Annotated in this window: 14 protein-coding genes; 11 read left to right on the forward strand and 3 right to left on the reverse strand. The window is 69.8% G+C overall.

Annotated features, from left to right (window positions below):
* Positions 1 to 64: 64 nt before the first annotated feature.
* Positions 65 to 1,297 carry a DUF349 domain-containing protein gene (locus OHO83_RS35625; RefSeq protein ID WP_266668405.1) on the reverse strand — a complete coding sequence of 411 codons (1,233 nt, stop codon included), beginning with the start codon at positions 1,295 to 1,297 and terminating at the stop codon, positions 65 to 67.
* Between the two features lie 134 nt (positions 1,298 to 1,431).
* On the reverse strand, positions 1,432 to 2,244 hold the full coding sequence (locus tag OHO83_RS35630; RefSeq protein ID WP_330280285.1) for a peptidylprolyl isomerase: 813 nt from the start codon (positions 2,242 to 2,244) through the stop codon (positions 1,432 to 1,434).
* A 216-nt stretch (positions 2,245 to 2,460) separates the two neighbouring features.
* Here OHO83_RS35630 and OHO83_RS35635 point away from each other — a divergent pair, with 216 nt between their 5' ends.
* From OHO83_RS35635 to rpsD, 5 genes are all read left to right on the forward strand, one after another.
* A complete protein-coding gene (locus OHO83_RS35635; RefSeq protein WP_266668401.1) occupies positions 2,461 to 3,171 on the forward strand; it encodes an MBL fold metallo-hydrolase in 711 nt (236 codons plus the stop codon).
* A 12-nt stretch (positions 3,172 to 3,183) separates the two neighbouring features.
* Positions 3,184 to 4,446, forward strand: a complete 1,263-nt coding sequence (gene hisS / locus OHO83_RS35640) for a histidine--tRNA ligase (RefSeq protein WP_329436072.1) — start codon at positions 3,184 to 3,186, stop codon at positions 4,444 to 4,446.
* A gap of 229 nt (positions 4,447 to 4,675) precedes the next feature.
* Entirely contained in the window at positions 4,676 to 5,323 is a 648-nt protein-coding gene (locus tag OHO83_RS35645) for a vitamin K epoxide reductase family protein (protein WP_330280286.1), read from the forward strand.
* Positions 5,324 to 5,392: 69 nt separating this feature from the next.
* Complete coding sequence (locus OHO83_RS35650; RefSeq protein WP_266668395.1) at positions 5,393 to 6,751, forward strand: replication-associated recombination protein A; 1,359 nt, start codon at positions 5,393 to 5,395, stop codon at positions 6,749 to 6,751.
* A 432-nt stretch (positions 6,752 to 7,183) separates the two neighbouring features.
* Complete coding sequence (gene rpsD, locus OHO83_RS35655; RefSeq protein ID WP_100597404.1) at positions 7,184 to 7,798, forward strand: 30S ribosomal protein S4; 615 nt, start codon at positions 7,184 to 7,186, stop codon at positions 7,796 to 7,798.
* Between the two features lie 30 nt (positions 7,799 to 7,828).
* Here rpsD and OHO83_RS35660 read toward each other — a convergent pair whose 3' ends face one another.
* On the reverse strand, positions 7,829 to 10,039 hold the full coding sequence (locus OHO83_RS35660) for an ATP-binding protein (protein ID WP_330280287.1): 2,211 nt from the start codon (positions 10,037 to 10,039) through the stop codon (positions 7,829 to 7,831).
* Between the two features lie 147 nt (positions 10,040 to 10,186).
* On the opposite strand from OHO83_RS35660, the gene OHO83_RS35665 reads away from it, so the two are divergent.
* From OHO83_RS35665 to OHO83_RS35690, 6 genes are all read left to right on the forward strand, one after another.
* Complete coding sequence (locus OHO83_RS35665) at positions 10,187 to 10,657, forward strand: DUF948 domain-containing protein (protein ID WP_266668390.1); 471 nt, start codon at positions 10,187 to 10,189, stop codon at positions 10,655 to 10,657.
* 7 nt (positions 10,658 to 10,664) lie between these two features.
* Positions 10,665 to 11,024, forward strand: a complete 360-nt coding sequence (locus OHO83_RS35670) for a DUF6167 family protein (RefSeq protein WP_116503396.1) — start codon at positions 10,665 to 10,667, stop codon at positions 11,022 to 11,024.
* Entirely contained in the window at positions 11,024 to 13,693 is a 2,670-nt protein-coding gene (gene alaS, locus OHO83_RS35675; RefSeq protein WP_266668387.1) for an alanine--tRNA ligase, read from the forward strand. Before OHO83_RS35670 ends, alaS begins: the two co-directional genes overlap by 1 nt.
* A complete protein-coding gene (gene ruvX, locus OHO83_RS35680) occupies positions 13,693 to 14,157 on the forward strand; it encodes a Holliday junction resolvase RuvX (RefSeq protein ID WP_266668385.1) in 465 nt (154 codons plus the stop codon). The genes alaS and ruvX overlap by 1 nt, the downstream gene beginning before the upstream one ends.
* Positions 14,158 to 14,280: 123 nt before the next feature.
* Positions 14,281 to 15,978, forward strand: a complete 1,698-nt coding sequence (gene mltG / locus OHO83_RS35685; RefSeq protein ID WP_330280288.1) for an endolytic transglycosylase MltG — start codon at positions 14,281 to 14,283, stop codon at positions 15,976 to 15,978.
* Positions 15,978 to 16,802: a shikimate dehydrogenase gene (locus OHO83_RS35690; RefSeq protein ID WP_330280289.1), complete on the forward strand. Its 825-nt coding sequence runs from the start codon at positions 15,978 to 15,980 to the stop codon at positions 16,800 to 16,802. The genes mltG and OHO83_RS35690 overlap by 1 nt, the downstream gene beginning before the upstream one ends.
* Positions 16,803 to 16,904: the final 102 nt, after the last annotated feature.

Consider the following 16,904-nt stretch of genomic DNA (forward strand, 5'->3'; position numbering starts at 1 on the left):
TCGAACCGACATGAGAGGGGCCCCCGGCGCTCAGCGCCGGGGGCCCCTCTCATGTGATGACTGCTCAGCCGCCGAACTCGTGCAGGCCCTTGACTGCCTGGTCGAGCAGCGCCTGACGGCCGTCGAGCTCACGCTCGAGCTTGTCGGCCTTCGCGTTGTTGCCCTGCGCGCGGGCCGCGTCGACCTGGCCCCGCAGCTTGTCGACCGCGGCCTGGAGCTGACCGGTGAGCCCCTCGGCACGCGCGCGTGCCTCCGGGTTCGTACGGCGCCACTCGGTCTCCTCGGACTCCTGAAGAGCCCGCTCCACGGCGTGCATCCGGCCCTCGACCTTCGGACGCGCGTCGCGTGGCACGTGGCCGATGGCCTCCCAGCGCTCGTTGATCGAGCGGAAGGCGGCGCGGGCCGTCTTCAGGTCCCCGATCGGCAGGAGCTTCTCGGCCTCGTCGGCGAGCTCCTCCTTGAGCTTGAGGTTCTCGCCCTGCTCGGCGTCCCGCTCGGCGAAGACCGAGCTGCGGGCCGCGAAGAACACGTCCTGGGCGCCGCGGAAGCGGTTCCACAGGTCGTCCTCGTGCTCGCGCTGGGCGCGGCCCGCGGCCTTCCAGTCCGTCATCAGCTCGCGGTACCGGGCGGCCGTGGTGCCCCAGTCGGTCGAGCCCGACAGCGACTCGGCCTCGGCGACCAGCTTCTCCTTGGCCTGGCGGGCGTCCTCGCGCTGCGCGTCCAGCGAGGCGAAGTGCGCCTTGCGGCGCTTCGAGAACGCCGAGCGCGCGTGCGAGAAGCGGTGCCACAGCTCGTCGTCCGACTTGCGGTCCAGACGCGGCAGACCCTTCCAGGTGTCCACCAGCGCCCGCAGCCGCTCACCGGCCGAGCGCCACTGCTCGCTCTGGGCGAGCTCCTCGGCCTCGGTGACCAGGGCCTCCTTGGCGTGCCGCGCCTCGTCGGACTGCTTCGCCTTCTGGACCTTGCGCTCCTCGCGGCGCGCGTCGACGGTCTCGACGAGCTTGTCCAGACGCTTGCCCAGAGCTTCCAGATCGCCGACGGCGTGCGCGTCCGTCACCTGCTCGCGCAGGTGCTCGATGGCGGTCGTGGCGTCCTTCGCCGACAGGTCGGTCGTCTGCACCCGGCGCTCGAGGAGCCCGATCTCGACGACCAGGCCGTCGTACTTGCGCTTGAAGTAGGCGAGGGCCTCGTCAGGAGAACCTGCCTGCCACGAACCGACTTCACGCTCGCTGCCGTCGGCCGAACGCACGTACACGGTCCCCGTCTCGTCGACGCGGCCCCACGGGTCGCTGCTCACAGCGCCTCCTCCACATGATGCCTGCGGGGCGCCTTGGGGCCCCGGGCATCGTCCACAGTTTCGTCACGGCCAACATAGGCGACCGGCGGGGCGGCTGTCCGCATCCAGCGCGACCGAAATTTCACCGCCGGCGGTCAGGATTTCTTCACGGTCGCCTTGTCGATCACGACGGTGGCGTTCGGGGCACCGTCGCCCTGCCCGGTGCTCTCACCAGCGGCGGCGATCTTCTTGAGCACCTTCATGCCGGAATCGGAAATGGTCCCGAACGGTGTGTAGCTCGGCGGCAACTGACTGTCCTGGTACACGAGGAAGAACTGGCTGCCGCCGGTGTGCTTCTGGCCGGTGTTCGCCATCGCGATCGTGCCCGCCGGGTACACGTTCCCCTTCAGGCTTTTGTCCTTGAGGTTCTCGTCCGGGATCGTGTAGCCCGGGCCCCCCGCGCCGGTTCCCTTGGGGTCGCCGCACTGCAGGACGTAGATGCCGTTGGTGGTGAGCCGGTGGCACTTGGTGTGGTCGAAGAAGCCCTTGCCGGCCAGGAAGTTGAAGGAGTTCACCGTGTGCGGCGCCTCCTTCGTCTTGAGGTCGATGCCGATGGCGCCACACGTCGTCGCGAGGTTCATCGTGTAGCCGGCCGACTTGTCGATGGTGAGCGCCGGCTCCTTCTTCCAGCTGAGCGACTTCACCTTGCCCGCGGCGGGCTTCGCGCACGGGTCGGCGGCCTTGGAGGGGCTCGCGCTCGGCTTGGAGGCCGCGGAGTCCTTCGTGTCCTTGCCGTCGAAGGCCCCGGCGGCGAACGCGCCGGCGCCCGCCACCACGACCACGGCCAACGCCGATGCGATCACCGTGTTGCGTGTGCGCGCCTTGCGCCGCGCCGACTCCCGCCGCTGCTGCTGCCGCAAGAACTTTTCCCGGGCGAGCTGCCGCCGCCGCTGATCGTTGCTGACCACCGGGTCTACTCCTCGTACGTCGCGAGACCTGATTCCGAACCGATGCGAAGTGATCCGAACGGGACGAACCTGATCTGAACTGGACCTGTTACGACCGCCTGCTGTGTGCCCCGTACCGTATATGGGTTAGCTGTGGAATCGGCAGCGCCGGTAGGCTCTGATCTGCCGCATTCTTCTGCGGACACACTTCCGCCGGACGACATACGAAGGACGATCGTGCTGATTGCCGGGTTCCCCGCCGGGGCCTGGGGCACCAACTGTTACCTGGTTGCCCCCGCCGCGGGTGAGGAGTGCGTGATCATCGACCCCGGCCACCAGGCCGCCCAGGGAGTCGAGGACGCGCTCAAGAAGCATCGGCTCAAGCCGGTCGCGGTCATCCTCACGCACGGCCACATCGACCACGTCGCCTCCGTCGTCCCCGTGTGCGGGGCCCATGACGTCCCGGCGTGGATCCACCCCTCCGACCGCTACATGATGAGCGACCCGGAGAAGGCGCTCGGCCGCTCCATCGGCATGCCGCTGATGGGTGAGCTGACCGTGGGGGAGCCCGACGACGTGCGGGAGCTGAGCGACGGCACCGAACTGAAGCTGGCGGGTCTCGACCTGACCGTGGCGCACGCGCCGGGTCATACCAAGGGGTCGGTGGCCTTCAGGATGCCCGAGAGCGCGGACATCCCGTCCGTGTTCTTCTCCGGGGATCTGCTCTTCGCCGGCTCCATCGGACGCACCGACCTGCCCGGCGGCTCCATGGACGACATGCTCGAATCGCTGGCACGCGTGTGCCTGCCGCTCGACGACTCGACCGTGGTGCTCTCCGGGCACGGCTCCCAGACGACCATCGGCCAGGAGCGCGCCACCAACCCGTATCTGCGGCAGGTGGCCGCCGGCCAGGGAACCTCCTTCGAGGCTCCCCGACGAGGAATGTGACGAGAGACTTCCGTGAGCACCTTTCAGGCCCCCAAGGGCACGTACGACCTGCTTCCCCCCGACTCCGCGAAGTACCTCGCGGTGCGCGACGCCATCTCCACCCCGCTGAGGAACTCCGGCTACGGCTACGTCGAGACGCCCGGCTTCGAGAACGTCGAGCTGTTCGCGCGCGGTGTCGGTGAGTCCACCGACATCGTCACCAAGGAGATGTACGCCTTCGAGACGAAGGGCGGCGACAAGCTCGCCCTGCGCCCCGAGGGCACCGCGTCCGTGCTGCGTGCCGCCCTGGAGGCCAACCTCCACAAGGCCGGCAACCTCCCGGTCAAGCTCTGGTACTCCGGCTCGTACTACCGCTACGAGCGCCCCCAGAAGGGCCGTTACAGGCACTTCTCGCAGGTCGGCGCCGAGGCGATCGGCGCCGAGGACCCGGCGCTCGACGCCGAGCTGATCATCCTGGCCGACCAGGCGTACCGCTCGCTCGGGCTGCGCGACTTCCGCATCCTGCTGAACTCGCTCGGCGACAAGGAGTGCCGGCCGGTCTACCGCGCCGCGCTCCAGGACTTCCTGCGCGGTCTCGAACTCGACGAGGACACCCTGCGCCGCGCCGAGATCAACCCGCTGCGCGTCCTCGACGACAAGCGCCCCGAGGTCCAGAAGCAGCTCGTCGGCGCGCCCTCGCTGCGCGACTACCTGTGCGACGGCTGCAAGGCGTACCACGAGCAGGTGCGTGAGCTCCTGACCGCCGAGGGCGTCGCCTACGAGGACGACGAGAAGCTGGTCCGCGGCCTCGACTACTACACGCGCACCACCTTCGAGTTCGTCCACGACGGTCTCGGCTCGCAGTCCGCGGTGGGTGGCGGCGGCCGTTACGACGGCCTCTCCGAGATGATCGGCGGCCCGTCGCTCCCGTCCGTCGGCTGGGCGCTCGGCGTCGACCGTACGGTCCTGGCGCTCGAGGCGGAGGGCGTGGAGCTCGAACTCCCCTCCACCACCAGCGTGTTCGCCGTCCCCCTCGGTGAGGAGGCGCGCCGCGTCCTGTTCTCCAAGGTGACGGAGCTGCGCCGGGCCGGCGTCTCCGCCGACTTCTCGTACGGCGGCAAGGGCCTCAAGGGCGCGATGAAGAACGCGAACCGCAGCGGCGCCCGCTTCACGATCGTCGCCGGCGAGCGCGACCTCGCCGACGGCGTCGTCCAGCTCAAGGACATGGAGTCGGGCGAGCAGGACGCGGTGGCGGTCGACGAGATCGTGGCCGTCCTCAAGGCCAAGCTGGCGTAGCCGGGCCCCTGGAGCGGTCGAAGGAGCGGGGCACGCGCGTGCCCCGCTCCTTGTCCGTTCGCGCCGTGTGCGTCGTCCGTCGTCGTCATCTCAGGGCGTGTTCCGTCGGAGCGAACACTTCGCGACCGTCGGCCGTACATGCTGATGACCATCGAACGGTGGACACACAGGAGCGTGCGGCAGAATGAGGCTGCCAGCAGGCCACCACCCCAAGCGACGGAACGGCGTGATGAGCAAGACGACCACGGCAAGCGACAGCGCCTCCTCTTCCACCGGCGACGACGGAGCGGGCTCTGCCCGTAGCGCCGGGGGTTCCCTGGGTTTCGCGCTGCTTCTGGTGATCACCGGTGCGGCGGGGCTGCTCGCGGCGTGGGTCATCACGATCGACAAGTTCAAGCTGCTCGAGGACCCGAACTTCACGCCGGGCTGCAGCCTCAACCCTGTGGTGTCCTGCGGGAACATCATGAAGAGCGACCAGGCGTCGGTGTTCGGGTTCCCGAACCCGATGCTGGGGCTCGCGGCTTACGCCGTCGTGATCTGTGTGGGGATGAGCTTGCTGGGGCGGGCGAGGTTCCCGCGCTGGTACTGGCTGACGTTCAACGCGGGCACGCTGTTCGGGGTCGGGTTCTGCACGTGGCTGCAGTTCCAGTCGCTGTACCGGATCAACTCGCTGTGCCTGTGGTGCTCTCTGGCGTGGGTCGCCACGATCGTCATGTTCTGGTACGTGACGTCGTTCAACGTGCGCAACGGGTTCCTGCCCGCGCCGTCCTGGCTGCGGTCGTTCTTCGGTGAGTTCACGTGGGTCCTGCCCGTGCTGCACGTCGGGGTCATCGGGATGCTGATCCTGACGCGCTGGTGGGACTTCTGGACCAGCTGAGCCACGGCCGGGGGCCCTGCTGCACGGGGCCGGGCGGGATTGTCAGTGGGGTGACATAGGGTTTTCGACGTGGAGCCCGACCTGTTCACCGCCGCAGCCGAAGACCGCCAGGAAAAGGACCCGTCCAGCAGCCCCCTGGCCGTCCGGATGCGCCCGCGCACCCTCGACGAAGTCGTCGGCCAGCAGCATCTGCTGAAGCCCGGCTCCCCCCTGCGCCGCCTCGTGGGGGAGGGTGGCGGGGGGCCCGCCGGGCCCTCGTCGGTGATCCTCTGGGGCCCGCCCGGCATCGGCAAGACGACCCTCGCGTACGTCGTCTCCAAGGCGACGAACAAGCGCTTCGTCGAGCTCTCCGCGATCACCGCGGGCGTCAAGGAAGTGCGGACCGTCATCGACGGCGCCCGCCGGGCACTCGGTGGCCACGGCAAGGAGACCGTCCTCTTCCTCGACGAGATCCACCGCTTCAGCAAGGCCCAGCAGGACTCCCTGCTGCCGGCCGTCGAGAATCGCTGGGTCACGCTGATCGCGGCGACCACCGAGAACCCGTACTTCTCGATCATCTCCCCGCTCCTGTCCCGCTCCCTGCTCCTCACCCTCGAATCCCTCACGGACGACGACCTGCGCGCCCTGCTCCGGCGGGCCCTCGCCGAGGAGCGCGGCCTCGGTGGCGCGGTCACGCTGCCCGATGAGGCCGAGGGCCACCTGCTGCGCATCGCGGGCGGCGACGCGCGCCGGGCGCTCACGGCGCTGGAGGCGGGCGCGGGCTCGGCCCTCGCCAAGCAGGAGAAGGAGATCACCCTCCAGACCCTGGAGGAGTCGGTCGACCGCGCCGCGGTCAAGTACGACCGTGACGGTGACCAGCACTACGACGTCGCGAGCGCCCTGATCAAGTCCATCCGCGGCTCGGACGTGGACGCGGCCCTGCACTATCTGGCCCGCATGATCGAGGCCGGCGAGGACCCCCGCTTCATCGCCCGCCGCCTGATGATCTCCGCGAGCGAGGACATCGGCCTCGCCGACCCGACGGCGCTGCCCACGGCCGTCGCGGCGGCCCAGGCCGTCGCGATGATCGGCTTCCCGGAGGCGGCGCTCACCCTCAGCCACGCGACGATCGCCCTCGCCCTCGCCCCGAAGTCGAACTCCGCGACGACGGCGATCGGCGCCGCCATGGAGGACGTCCGCAAGGGTCTCGCGGGCCCCGTCCCGCCCCACCTGCGTGACGGCCACTACAAGGGCGCGGCCAAGCTCGGCCACGCGCAGGGGTACGTGTATCCGCACGACGTCCCCGGAGGCATCGCCGCCCAGCAGTACGCGCCGGACGCGATTGCCGGCCGGCGGTACTACGAGCCGACGCGGTACGGCGGCGAAGCCCGGTACGCGGACGTCGTGGAGCGGGTGCGGGAGCGGCTGCGCGGCGACGGCGGGGGCTGAGCGTGTGCGGCGGGTGCGCTGCCGGGTGCGGGAGTTCCGTGGCCGGTCGCGCAGTTCGCCGCGCTCCTTGGGTCGCGCGACCCCGGTCCGCAGCACTCCTCGCCACCCTGTAAACTTCCCGAAGCGCTGCGTCTCGCGTCCGGCCCCGGCCGGCACCACCAGAGCGGGACATGCAGCCGGAACCCCGACGCCGCAAGGCATGGGGATCCAGGAGCGTCGCGCACCGTCGATAGGTGTCGCGGGCAGCCCACCACCGTCCCGGACCCCGGGAAGCGGTCGGTGGGCCACTCGCGTGCTGCACGTATGTGCCCAGACCAGGGAGCGGCTGCCTGCCCCGTCCGCAAGGACAAGGCGGGTTTCCCCGGCTGCGGATGCGACCTCCCTTAACCCTGGTGAAGCCGTATCCACACAGAACAATGAGGTGTTTGGTTCATGACGAACCAGTCCCGCCCCAAGGTCAAGAAGTCGCGTGCCCTCGGTATCGCGCTGACCCCGAAGGCCGTCAAGTACTTCGAGGCCCGCCCCTACCCGCCGGGCGAGCACGGCCGCGGCCGCAAGCAGAACTCGGACTACAAGGTCCGTCTGCTCGAGAAGCAGCGTCTGCGCGCGCAGTACGACGTGTCCGAGCGCCAGCTCGTCCGCGCCTACGAGCGTGCCGCCAAGACGCAGCTCAAGACCGGTGAGGCCCTGGTCATCGAGCTGGAGCGTCGTCTCGACGCCCTGGTTCTGCGTTCGGGCATCGCCCGCACGATCTACCAGGCCCGCCAGATGGTCGTTCACGGCCACATCGAGGTCAACGGTGGCAAGGTCGACAAGCCGTCGTACCGTGTCCGTCCCGACGACGTCGTGATGGTCCGCGAGCGCAGCCGCGAGAAGCCGCTGTTCCAGGTCGCGCGTGAGGGTGGCTTCGCCCCCGACGGCGAGATCCCGCGTTACCTCCAGGTCAACCTGAAGGCCCTGGCCTTCCGTCTGGACCGTGACCCGAACCGCAAGGAAATCCCCGTGATCTGCGACGAGCAGCTCGTCGTCGAGTACTACGCCCGCTGATCATCCGGCGGACGTAGCACTTCCTGCGTTTCAGCCCGTCGTCTCCCCGCCCTGCACGGTCGGAGAGGCGGCGGGTTCGCGCGTTTCCGGGGCCGGATGCGCGGTACGCGGTCCCGGCACCACGGCCGGTCGGGACGCGGTGTCCCGTCCGAGTGCCCGCTGAACAGCCTCCCCGGGCTTCAGGCGCGCCCCGGCCGCCACGAACGACTCGAACCGCGCGTCGCCGAGGATGGCCCGGGCGTCCGAGGCACACCGCTCGTGCGGCGCGTTGTAGTGCGCCGAGCCGAACAGCGGCAGTCCCACGGACGGCCAGATCCGGCCCGCCGCACCCTGGAGCAGCGCCGCCTCGCCCGCGTCCCCCTCCGTCACGGTGACGAGCGCCATCAGCTCGATCGTCAGGACCGTGCCCAGCAGATCGTGGAACGTGTCCCCGATGACGAGGCACTCGCGCAGCAGCTGCCGCGCCCGCACCAGATCGCCCTTGGTCCACTCCGCGTACGCCAGGACGAACAGCGCGTACGCCAGCGTCCATCGCTCGCCGTGGTCCTCGCAGACCAGCCGCACGTCCTCGCACAGCTCGACCGCCGCGGCCAGATCCCCCTGGAACGCCACGGCCATCGCCAGCTCGACCTGGCCCATCAGCACGCTGCTGTTCAGCTCACCGATCTCGCGGTACCCGGCGAGGGCCGTCCGCAGAAGCTCCTCGGCGCGCGGCAGATCGTCCGTGACCAGGGCCAGGCAGCCCCTGCGATGCACCGCGTACGCGATCGCCGTGGCGTCGCCGACTCGTTCCGCCTCGTCACGGCACTCCTGGAGCGCGGCCAGCGCGGGCACCGTGTCGCCCTGGAGGATCGCCACATAGCCGAGCACCCATAGAGCCTTCAGACGGGACCGGGCATAGTCGTAGTCGCCGTCCTCGGCCTCCGCGTCGAGCTCCACGCTGCGCTCCAGCCAGTGCCGTCCCTCCGACAGATGGCCACAGCCGGCCCAGTAGAACCACAGCGTGCCCGCGAGGTACTGCCCCAGATGGGTCTCGCCCGGCTCCGTCAGGCAGAACTCCAGCGCGGCCCGCAGATTCGGCAGCTCCGCCCCGATCTGCGTCGCCACCTGCGCCTGCCGCGGCGAGAACCAGTCCAGCTCGCCCCACGTGGCCAGACCCATGTACCAGTCGCGGTGCCTGCGCCGCATGCGCGTGGTGTCGCCCGACACCTCCAGCCAGTGCGCGCCGTACGCCCTGACCGTGTCGAGCATCCGGTAGCGCACCACGGAGTCCGCCTCCTCGCGGATCACCACGGACTGCGCGATCAGCTCGGAGAGCACATCGAGGGCCGCGTCGGCGTGCAGCCCGTCCCCGCTGCAGATGTACTCCGCCGCGTCCAGGTCGAACTGCCCGGAGAAGACCGACAGTCGCGCCCACAGCAGCCGCTCCTGCGCCGTGCACAACTCATGGCTCCAGCCGATCGCCGTCCGCAGCGTCTGATGCCGCGGCAGCGCCCCGCGCGTGCCGCCCGTCAGCAGCCTGAACCGGTCGTCGAGCCGGCCGAGCAGGTCCGCCGGTGACAGTGCCCGCAGCCGCCCCGCCGCCAGTTCCACCGCGAGCGGCAGACAGTCGAGCCGCTCGCACACCTCGACGACATCCGTCCGGTTCCCGTCGTCCAGGGCGAAGCCGGGCAGCAGTGCGGCGGCCCGGTCCGCGAAGAGCTCGGCCGCGTCCGCGGTGTCGAGCGGTGCCAGCGGGAAGATCCGTTCCCCTTCCACGGACAGGGGTCTGCGCCCCACCGCGAGGATCCGCAGATCCGGCGCCGCGCCGAGCAGTTCGGTCACGAGCGAGGCGCACGCGTCGACGAGATGCTCGAACCCGTCGATGACGAGCAGGAGTTGGCGCTGCCCGAGATGGTCGAGAAGGACCTCGCGCTGCGGGCGGCTCGTGTGGTCGGTCAGTTCGAGGGCAGCGGCGAGCGCGTACTCGACCAGCTTCGGCTCGCGCACGGCGGCGAGGTCCACCCGCCGGACGGCGTCACAGCCCAGGTGCCCCGCGGCCGGGGCGGCCGCTCTCGCGGCGAAGCGGGACTTTCCGACTCCGCCGGCACCGGTCACGGTGACCAGGCGAGCCGCCTCAAGAGCCCGCGTGAGCTCCGCGAGTTCGGCGGAACGACCGACGAAGCGGTTGAGCTCGAGGGGGAGGTTGCCGGGAGGGGTGGAACCCTCGGGCCTGTCGGCAGGGCGCAGTTCGCGTCGCATGAAGTACGGAGCGTACTCATCCGTACGCACTCCGTACAATCGGTGCGCGTAACTCCGGCCGCGGCGAGAGGTAATCCGGTACGGAGCGCGGACCCCGGCGCGATAGGCTCGGGGGACGACTTTTCGATGTTCAGGAAGCGGTGCTAAGTGTCCGGTGGAGAGGTGGCCGGGATCCTGGTGGCCGTCTTCTGGGCGATCCTGGTCTCCTTCCTCGCGGTGGCTCTGGCGAGGCTGGCCCAGACGCTCAGGGCGACCACCAAGCTCGTGGCGGATGTGACCGAGCAGGCGGTCCCGCTGCTTGCCGACGCCTCCGCGGCCGTGCGTTCCGCACAGACGCAGATCGACCGGGTCGACGCCATCGCGTCGGACGTCCAGGAAGTCACGTCGAACGCGTCGGCGCTGTCCTCCACCGTCGCCTCCACCTTCGGTGGCCCGCTCGTCAAGGTGGCCGCCTTCGGCTACGGCGTGCGCCGCGCGATCGGTCGCAAGTCCACGGGTGCCTCCGCAGCCGACGCGCCCGCCAAGCCGTCCCGCCGCACCGTGATCGTGGGCCGCACCGTCCCGTCGGCGCGGCGCAGCAAGCAGGCCACGCGCAACAACCGGAATAAGAGGGACTGACGCAGCGATGTTCCGCCGTACGTTCTGGTTCACCGCGGGCGCAGCCGCCGGCGTATGGGCCACCACCAAGGTCAACCGCAAGCTGAAGAAGCTGACGCCGGAGAGCCTCGCCGCGCAGGCCGCGAACAAGGCGATCGAGGCGGGCCACCGCCTCAAGGACTTCGCCCTCGACGTCCGCGACGGTATGGCCGAGCGCGAGGCCGAACTCGACGACGCGCTGGGCCTCAACGCCCCGGTGGACGCCGAACTCCCCGCGCAGCGCCGCTTCGCCGTCATCGAGAACCACGTGAAGAACAACCACGTGAAGAACAACCCCAAGTACCTCGAGAACACGACGTACTCGTACAACCGGAATGAGGACCACTGATGGAGTCGGCTGAAATTCGCCGCCGCTGGCTGAGCTTCTTCGAGGAGCGTGGCCACAAGGTCGTGCCCTCGGCGTCGCTCATCGCGGACGACCCGACTCTGCTGCTCGTCCCCGCCGGCATGGTCCCGTTCAAGCCGTACTTCCTCGGCGAGGTCAAGCCGCCCGCCCCGCGCGCCACATCGGTGCAGAAGTGCGTGCGCACGCCGGACATCGAAGAGGTCGGCAAGACCACGCGTCACGGCACGTTCTTCCAGATGTGCGGCAACTTCTCGTTCGGCGACTACTTCAAGGAAGGCGCCATCAAGTACGCCTGGGAGCTGCTCACCAGCTCCGTGGCGGACGGTGGTTACGGCCTCGACCCGGAGAAGCTCTGGATCACGGTCTACCTCGACGACGACGAGGCCGAGCGCATCTGGCACGAGGTCGTCGGCGTGCCCAAGGAGCGCATCCAGCGCCTGGGCAAGAAGGACAACTTCTGGTCCATGGGCGTCCCCGGCCCCTGCGGCCCCTGTTCCGAGATCAACTACGACCGCGGCCCCGAGTTCGGCGTCGAGGGCGGCCCGGCCGTCAACGACGAGCGGTACGTGGAGATCTGGAACCTGGTCTTCATGCAGTACGAGCGCGGCGTCGGCATCGGCAAGGAGGACTTCGAGATCCTCGGCGACCTGCCGTCGCAGAACATCGACACGGGTCTCGGCCTCGAGCGTCTCGCCATGATCCTTCAGGGCGTACAGAACATGTACGAGACCGACACCCTGCGGGTCGTCATGGACAAGGCCACCGAACTCACCGGTGTCCAGTACGGCGACAAGCACGACACCGACGTCTCGATGCGTGTGGTCGCCGACCACATGCGCACCTCCGTGATGCTCATCGGTGACGGAGTCACCCCCGGCAACGAGGGGCGTGGCTACGTCCTGCGCCGCATCATGCGCCGCGCCATCCGCAACATGCGTCTCATGGGCGCCACCGGTCCGGTCGTCAAGGACCTCGTCGACGTCGTGATCGACACGATGGGCCAGCAGTACCCGGAGCTCATCACCGACCGCAAGCGCATCGAGACCGTCGCCCTCGCCGAAGAGGCCGCCTTCCTCAAGGCCCTCAAGGGCGGCACGAACATCCTCGACACCGCTGTCACCGAGACCAAGGCCGCGGGCGGCTCGGTCCTGGCCGGCGACAAGGCGTTCCTGCTCCACGACACGTGGGGCTTCCCGATCGACCTCACCCTGGAGATGGCCGCCGAGCAGGGCCTGTCCGTGGACGAGGACGGCTTCCGGCGCCTGATGAAGGAGCAGCGGGAGCGCGCCAAGGCCGACGCCCAGGCCAAGAAGACCGGCCACGCCAACGTCGGCGCCTACCGCGAGATCGCGGACGCCGCCGGTGCCACGGACTTCATCGGCTACACGTCGACCGAGGGCGAGTCCACGATCGTCGGCCTGCTGGTCAACGGCGTCTCCTCCCCGGCCGCCTCCGAGGGCGACGAGGTCGAGGTCGTCCTCGACCGCACCCCCTTCTACGCCGAGGGCGGCGGCCAGATCGGCGACACCGGCCGCATCAGGCTGGACAACGGCGCGGTCATCGAGATCCGCGACTGCCAGAAGCCCGTCCCGGGCGTCTACGTCCACAAGGGCGTCGTCCAGGTCGGCGAGGTCACCGTCGGCGCCCCGGCCCAGGCCGTCATCGACGTGGCACGCCGCCGCTCCATCGCCCGTGCCCACTCCGCCACGCACCTCACGCACCAGGCGCTGCGCGACGCCCTCGGCCCGACGGCCGCCCAGGCCGGTTCGGAGAACCAGCCCGGCCGCTTCCGCTTCGACTTCGGTTCGCCGTCCGCCGTGCCCACGGCCGTGATGACGGACGTCGAGCAGAAGATCAACGAGGTCCTCTCGCGTGAACTCGACGTGCAGGCCGAGGTCATGTCGATCGACGACGCCAAGAAGCAGGGCGCCATCGCCGAGTTCGGTGAGAAGTACGGAGAGCGCGTCCGCGTCGTCACCATCGGCGACTTCTCCAAGGAGCTGTGCGGTGGCACGCACGTGCACAACACCGCCCAGCTGGGCCTGGTGAAGCTGCTCGGCGAGTCCTCCATCGGCTCGGGCGTGCGTCGTATCGAGGCCCTGGTCGGCGTCGACGCGTACAACTTCCTCGCCCGCGAGCACACGGTCGTCGCCCAGCTCCAGGAGCTGGTCAAGGGCCGCTCCGAGGAGCTGCCGGAGAAGATCTCGGCGATGCTCGGCAAGCTGAAGGACGCCGAGAAGGAGATCGAGAAGTTCCGCGCGGAGAAGGTCCTCCAGGCCGCCGCCGGTCTTGCCGCGGGCGCCACCGACGTGCGCGGGGTCGCCCTGGTCACCGGTCAGGTCCCGGACGGCACCGGCGCCGACGACCTGCGCAAGCTGGTCCTCGACGTGCGGGGCCGCATCCAGGGCGGACGCCCCGCCGTGGTGGCCCTGTTCACGACGGTCAACGGCAAGCCGCTGACGGTCATCGCCACGAACGAGGCCGCTCGTGAGCGCGGTCTGAAGGCCGGTGACCTGGTCCGCACGGCCGCCAAGACCCTCGGCGGCGGCGGTGGCGGCAAGCCGGACGTCGCCCAGGGCGGCGGCCAGAACCCGGCCGCCATCGGTGACGCCGTGGCCTCCGTCGAGCGACTCGTCGCGGAAACCGCCTGATGAGACGCGGCCGACGGCTCGCGATCGACGTCGGGGACGCCCGGATCGGGGTCGCCTCGTGCGACCCCGACGGGATCCTCGCCACCCCGGTGGAGACCGTGCCGGGACGCGATGTCCCGGCCGCTCACCGGCGGTTGCGGCAGCTCGTCGAGGAGTACGAGCCGATCGAGGTCGTCGTCGGACTCCCTCGCTCCCTCAAGGGGGGCGAGGGGCCGGCCGCGGTCAAGGTCCGCGCGTTCGCCCAGGAGCTGGCCGGCGGGATCGCCCCCGTCGGCGTGCGGCTCGTGGACGAGAGGATGACCACAGTGACGGCGAGCCAGGGGCTGCGCGCCTCGGGCGTGAAGTCCAAAAAGGGCCGGTCTGTCATCGACCAGGCGGCCGCGGTCGTCATTCTCCAGCAGGCACTGGAGTCCGAACGGGCGTCAGGTAAAGCTCCGGGCGAGGGCGTCGAAGTGGGCATCTGATCGCGATACGGTAACGTTCCGCGCGATCGGCGGCGTTCGAACAGCTGCCGCACAGCATCAAGAGGCGGAACGGTTGCCCTGCCACCCGGACGCGGCCGCCGCCTCGCGGCTTGTAGGGGATCGATGACTGAGTATGGCCGGGGCCCTGGCTCCGAACCGTGGCACCCCGAGGACCCGCTGTACGGGGACCAGGGGTGGGGGCAGCAGGCCGCCGACGGTCAGCCTGCCTACGGCGGCCAGGGGCAGTACCACCCGCAGCAGCCGCAGCAGCATCCCCAGTCCCACCCGCAGCAGCCGCAGCAGCATCCCCAGTCCCACCAGCAGCAGCCGCAGCAGCACGGCGGCGAGTGGGGCACCGGTCAGCACGACCAGTACGGCCACGGCCAGCAGCAGTACGGCGGCGGTCAGCAGTACGGCGGCCAGCCGCAGGGCGGCGGCTGGGACACCGGTCAGCACGGCCATGTCCCGTACAGCGCCGACCCCGTGGACCCGTACGGCGGTCAGCAGCAGCCTGTCGCGTACGGCGGTGAGCAGCCGGATCTCTACGGCACCCCCGACGCGTACCCGCCGCCGGAGCCGCCCGGGCGGCGCGGGGCCGCCGCGGAGCCGGAGACGAACTGGGACCCGGGCCCCGACCAGGGTGAGCACGCGTTCTTCGCCGGTGGCGGCGATGACGACGGCGACGACTACGACGACCCGCGCGACCGGGGCAGCCGCCGCGGCCGCGGCGGCAAGAAGCCGAAGAAGCGGCGCAGCGGATGCGCCTGCCTGGTCCTCACCGTGATCTTCGTCGGCGGTGTCGGCGGTGTCGGCTATTTCGGGTATCAGTTCTATCAGAACCGTTTTGGATCGGCGCCGGATTATGCGGGGTCCGGAAATGGCGAATCCGTTTCCGTGGACATTCCCAAGGGTGCGGGTGGCTATGTCATCGGCCAGCGTCTGAAGGAAGCGGGCGTCATCAAGAGCGTAGACGCCTTCGTTTCGGCGCAGGAGCAGAATCCGCGCGGCAAGTCCATTCAGGACGGCGGATACACGCTGGAGAAGGAAATGTCGGCCGCAAGCGCGGTCGAGATGATGCTCAGCCCGAGCAGCCGGAACAACCTGATCATCGCCGAGGGCCGCCGCAACGTGTGGGTCTACGAGCAGATCGACAAGCGGCTCGGCGTCGCCAAGGGGACCACGCAAAAGGTCGCGAAGAAGGACTACAAGAAGCTCGGACTGCCCGCCTGGGCCATGAACGAGCCGAATGTGAAGGACCCGCTGGAAGGGTTCCTCTACCCGTCCAGCTACGGCGTCGCCAAGGGCGGAAAGCCCGAGGCGGTCCTGAAGCAGATGGTGTCGCGGGCGACGGAGACGTACGAGGCCTACGGCGTCGAGAAGAAGGCCAAGAGCCTTGGCCTCGACAGTCCGTGGCAACTGATCACCGTGGCGAGCCTCGCGCAGGCCGAAGGCACCAGCCACGACGACTTCCGCAAGATGGCCGAGGTCGTCTACAACCGCCTCAAGCCCGGCAACGAGCAGACGAACGGCATGCTGGAGTTCGACTCGACGTACAACTACGTCAAGAACCAGAGCAAGATCGATCTGAGCCTCACCGCGCTGCGCAAGTACGACAACCGCTACAACACGTACTACTACAAGGGCCTGCCGCCCGGGCCGATCGGAAACCCGGGCGAGGAAGCTCTGAAGGGTGCCGTCGACCCGACCAGCGACGGCTGGTACTACTTCATCTCGATGGACGGCAAGACCAGCGAGTTCACCAAGACGAACGAGGAACACCAGAAGCTGGTCGACAAGTGGAACGCGTCGAGGAAGAACTGATGCCGTCAATCAGAAGGGCGGCCGTGCTCGGGTCGCCCATCGCCCACTCCCTTTCCCCGGTGCTGCACCGTGCCGCCTACGAGGAACTGGGCCTGGAGGACTGGTCCTACGACCGCTTCGAGGTCGACGAGGTGGCTCTGCCCGACTTCCTCGCCGGGCTCGGGCCCGAGTGGGCGGGCCTCTCGCTGACCATGCCGCTGAAGCGCGCCGTGATCCCGCTGCTCGACACGATCAGCGACACGGCCGCCTCCGTCGAGGCCGTCAACACCGTCGTCCTCACCGAGGACGGGCACAAGGTCGGCGACAACACCGACATCCCCGGCATGGTCGCCGCCCTCGCCGAGCGCGGCATCGACAAGGCCGAGTCCGCCGCGATCCTGGGCGCGGGCGCCACCGCCTCCTCCGCGCTCGCCGCCCTGTCGCGGATCTGCACCGGCGAGATCGTCGCGTACGTACGCAGTGACGCCCGCGCCGCCGAGATGCGCGAGTGGGGCGAGCGGCTCGACGTGGACGTGAAGATCGGGAAGTGGTCGGACGCGGCGCGTGCCCTCACCGCGCCGCTGGTCGTCGCCACGACGCCCGCCGGCACCACGGACGCCCTCGCCGCCGACATCCCCGAGCGGCCCGGCACCCTCTTCGACGTCCTCTACGACCCCTGGCCGACACAGCTCGCGGCCCGCTGGTCCGGGTACGGCGGAGCGGTCGTCAGCGGGCTCGACCTGCTGGTGCACCAGGCCGTCCTCCAGGTCCAGCAGATGACGGGGCGCGCCCCGGCGCCGCTCGGTGCGATGCGCCGGGCGGGGGAGCGGGCACTCGCCGGCTGACCCGGGCCGTGTCCGTCCCGGCGTCCGTCTGATGGACCGGGGGCCGGGTCAGGTGCGCGGACGTGGGAGGATCGGGGGTGGCGGGCCAGGGCCGCGCACCCG

Source organism: Streptomyces sp. NBC_00569 (genome assembly GCF_036345255.1).
GTDB lineage: Bacteria > Actinomycetota > Actinomycetes > Streptomycetales > Streptomycetaceae > Streptomyces.